The sequence below is a fragment of the Mesorhizobium sp. M1338 genome (assembly GCF_040318045.1).
GTDB lineage: Bacteria > Pseudomonadota > Alphaproteobacteria > Rhizobiales > Rhizobiaceae > Mesorhizobium.
On record NZ_JAMYLL010000110.1, the window covers coordinates 1 to 2,967 of the forward strand.

Consider the following 2,967-nt stretch of genomic DNA (forward strand, 5'->3'; position numbering starts at 1 on the left):
CGCCAAGCTTAACGAACCTGACGTACCGAACAAATGATGGCACCAAGAACATCATGCCGGATAATGCCTTCGTGGAAAGCTTCAATGGCCGGCTACGCGATGAGTGCCTCAACGAACGGCTCTTCACCAGCTATCGGCACGCCCGCAACAGCATCGAAGAATGGAGGATCGACTACAATGTGAATCGCCCACACACGAGCCTCGATGGGCTCACCCCGCTTGAATATGCAACCCGATCCGTCAAGGATCACAACGTGAACAGGGCTAACTTATAGACGCGGACAAAACGGGGAGCACGTCACAAGGGAGCACACTCGGCCTCCGCGAACGTCCACCTTTCGTCGCTTATTCCCGCACCCCACATGGCTGATGTAGTAGCGTGACAGGATGAGGCTGGACCATATTCTATCATTCCCGAGCAATGTTTTTGACGCGCCATGTGAGCATCCCGGCAACGCAGATCTCAAGTCTATTAGCGTAGGGCAGAGGGGGGAAATATCCTGATTCCCGTTCGCCACCGCCGGAGAAGCCTAGTAAGAATGAGCGAGGCGGCGACGAGCGGCACATCCCACACGGGCAGCCAGCGATCTCGCATCCGTGACGCCTCGGTGATTCGGCGTCACAGACAGAATGACGGCAGATTCATACGCGGCAATAGGCCCCGCCGACGATGTGGGTAATTGAAAGCTTCACCTGATGCGTACGCTCCGACCGGCGGCACTGAGGCTGTCAAGCCAGGCTTCCATGCCCGCCGGCCTTCCGGGTACACGCCGCAGAGAGGATATTGCACAGTCGACCTTCGTCGTTTTAGTCGAGGCTCGTGAAGGGTGAGAGACGCCATCGAGCGGCGTAGGAGCGCGGCGATTGTTTCGGCAAGCGTCGATCAAGACCAAAAATTAGCCGAACCAGCAGCAACAGGCCACCATGGTTCTCCGAGGGAAAGGTGTTCCATTTCGTCGGCCATTTCCAGATCAAAATCCGAATCGCTCGTTGAGTCTTGACCCACCGAGCGCGATAAACCGCGCCTCAACCTCCGGACTCCAGCAAGCCTTCCACGAAGTTCGCCTGCCGGAGAAGGTAAAGGTCTGCTCTCCAATTAGTTGGTTCAAGATCAGCTCCGGCTGCTGCGGTGGCTGGATTCCGCAAAACTCAGCAATTTTGCGAATGGTCTCGAGCTGAATTTCGCGCCCTTGGTCACCTATGATCTGCTCATAGGTCAATCCAAGAACATCCTCCTCATCTGCCCACGGCACCAATGGATGACAGCGTTCGTTGAAAATGAAAGGCGCGATCTCATCAAAGTACTTCAGCATTTTCTCGGGCCCGTTCGGCTCATTGCGCCACTTGATCTCAGCCCTCCCAGGCGGGCACCAGTCGCTATTCCCGACATATCGCATCTGCGACACAATCGCCGCACGCATTTCACGCGAAAGAAAGATGACTTTGAAATCCGCCAAACTATGGCGAATACCCATGTCGCACGGTAGATGCCCATAGCCAAACTGACCGGGCTGGATAAAGCGCGACGATATCTCGATCGGTATCCACAGGATGTTTTCAGAATGAGTGAACCGAGCTCTTTCGACATCCACAAAGCGGAAGTCTCCCAGATATTCTTTATTAAAGAACACATCGGACTGTTCAAGCCCGAGCATGGCAAGCAGACGGGCATATAAATGGGTGCCCGCCTTCGGAATGGAACAAATCATAACCCGCGCGCTTGTGGCGCCGCCCGTGGGCTTAATTGACCAAGCTCCATTTGAGCAGGGGTAAAGCGGAAAATTTTGACCCGCGATAACGCGCAGCTCTTCTGGAAGCGGGTGGACCATTGCGTATCTTCTCACTTTTGCAGGGCGTTAAGCAATCAAGGTAGCAAATGCGGACTGTGGATAAATTCCGAGGTTGCCAGCTTGGCCCCAGGCAGTCGCGCCCTGTTATCGCCGTCCATGGGTGACGGAAGGATGCCAGCCTTCTCCGGCGGTATCGCAATGTGCCAAGTTTGTGGTGTTAGCGTCACGCAAGGAGAGGCAGGCATCCATGGAAAAGCTTACCATCATCGGGGTCGATCTGGCAAAGAACTCTTCAACTGCACGGGACGGCATCAGTCGTATTTCGCTGGAAGCTTTTGCAAATTCATGGCGGGTCACCCGGCATGTGTCGCGGATGGAGGCGTGCGCCGGTTCCCATTATTGTGCGCGCGTGATGGTCCGGCCTGGCCATCAGCCGAAGCTGATTGCACCTCACTATGTCAAAAGCGTTCATCAAGCGGCAGAAGAACGACGCAGCGGATGCGGAGGCGATCGTCGAGGCAGCGCAACGCCCGACGATGCGCTTCGTCGAACTGAAAACCGAGGAGCAGCAGCCTCGGTCCATAATGTTTCGCACCGGGAACAGCTGGTCAATCAGCGCACTGAGTTGGTCAACGCATTGCGTGCGCACCCTTATGAGTTCGGCCACATCGCGCCGGGAAGGCTATGTCGTCAATCACAAGCGTCTGTTCCGGCTCTATCGCGAGGAGAAGCTTGCCGTGCGGCGGCGGGGTAGACGCAAGCGGGCGATTGGAGCGCGGTCACCGATGATGGTTGCGGTGGCGCCAAACGACCGATGGTCGCTGGACTTCGTCTCCGATCAACTGGCCGACGGTCGCCGCTTGCGTGTTCCGGCTATCGTCGACGATTGCACGCCCGAATGCCTGGCGTTGGTCGGGGACACGTCATTCTCCGGCGTGTGGGTTGCGCGCGAACTCGATCGCCCCATGATCGAGCGCGGCAAGCCGAAGATGGTCGTCAGCGACAATGGCAGTGAACTGACCACCAACGCCATCCCTCGCCTGGGCAGACGGGAGCCATGTCGCATGGCATTACATCGCACCGGGCAAGCCAATGCAGACGGATGTTGTAGAATAGCCCGTTCTTCTCATTTGGCGGCTTTTTCCACAGCCTTCTGCCTTTCCGGCCTCGTTCGCCA

At 56.7% G+C, this 2,967-nt stretch carries 2 protein-coding genes and 1 pseudogene; 2 read left to right on the top strand and 1 reads right to left on the bottom strand.

What is annotated here, in order from left to right; all coding sequences use genetic code 11:
• Positions 1 to 275 (top strand): integrase core domain-containing protein (locus NKH19_RS33025; RefSeq protein WP_352983873.1); only part of this gene is annotated, 275 nt, incomplete at its 5' end.
• A 696-nt stretch (positions 276 to 971) separates the two neighbouring features.
• On the opposite strand, the gene NKH19_RS33030 is transcribed toward NKH19_RS33025, so the two are convergent.
• Entirely contained in the window at positions 972 to 1,829 is an 858-nt protein-coding gene (locus NKH19_RS33030) for a sulfotransferase domain-containing protein (protein ID WP_352983875.1), read from the bottom strand.
• 632 nt (positions 1,830 to 2,461) lie between these two features.
• On the opposite strand from NKH19_RS33030, the pseudogene NKH19_RS33035 reads away from it, so the two are divergent.
• Positions 2,462 to 2,903 (top strand): annotated as a pseudogene (locus NKH19_RS33035) (DDE-type integrase/transposase/recombinase); the annotation flags it as partial.
• Positions 2,904 to 2,967 lie beyond the last annotated feature (64 nt).

Coding starts and splice junctions, on each gene's coding strand:
- NKH19_RS33030 (WP_352983875.1), bottom strand. CDS start 1,829: ATGGTCCACCCGCTTCCAGAAGAGCTGCGCGTTATCGCGGGTCAAAAT.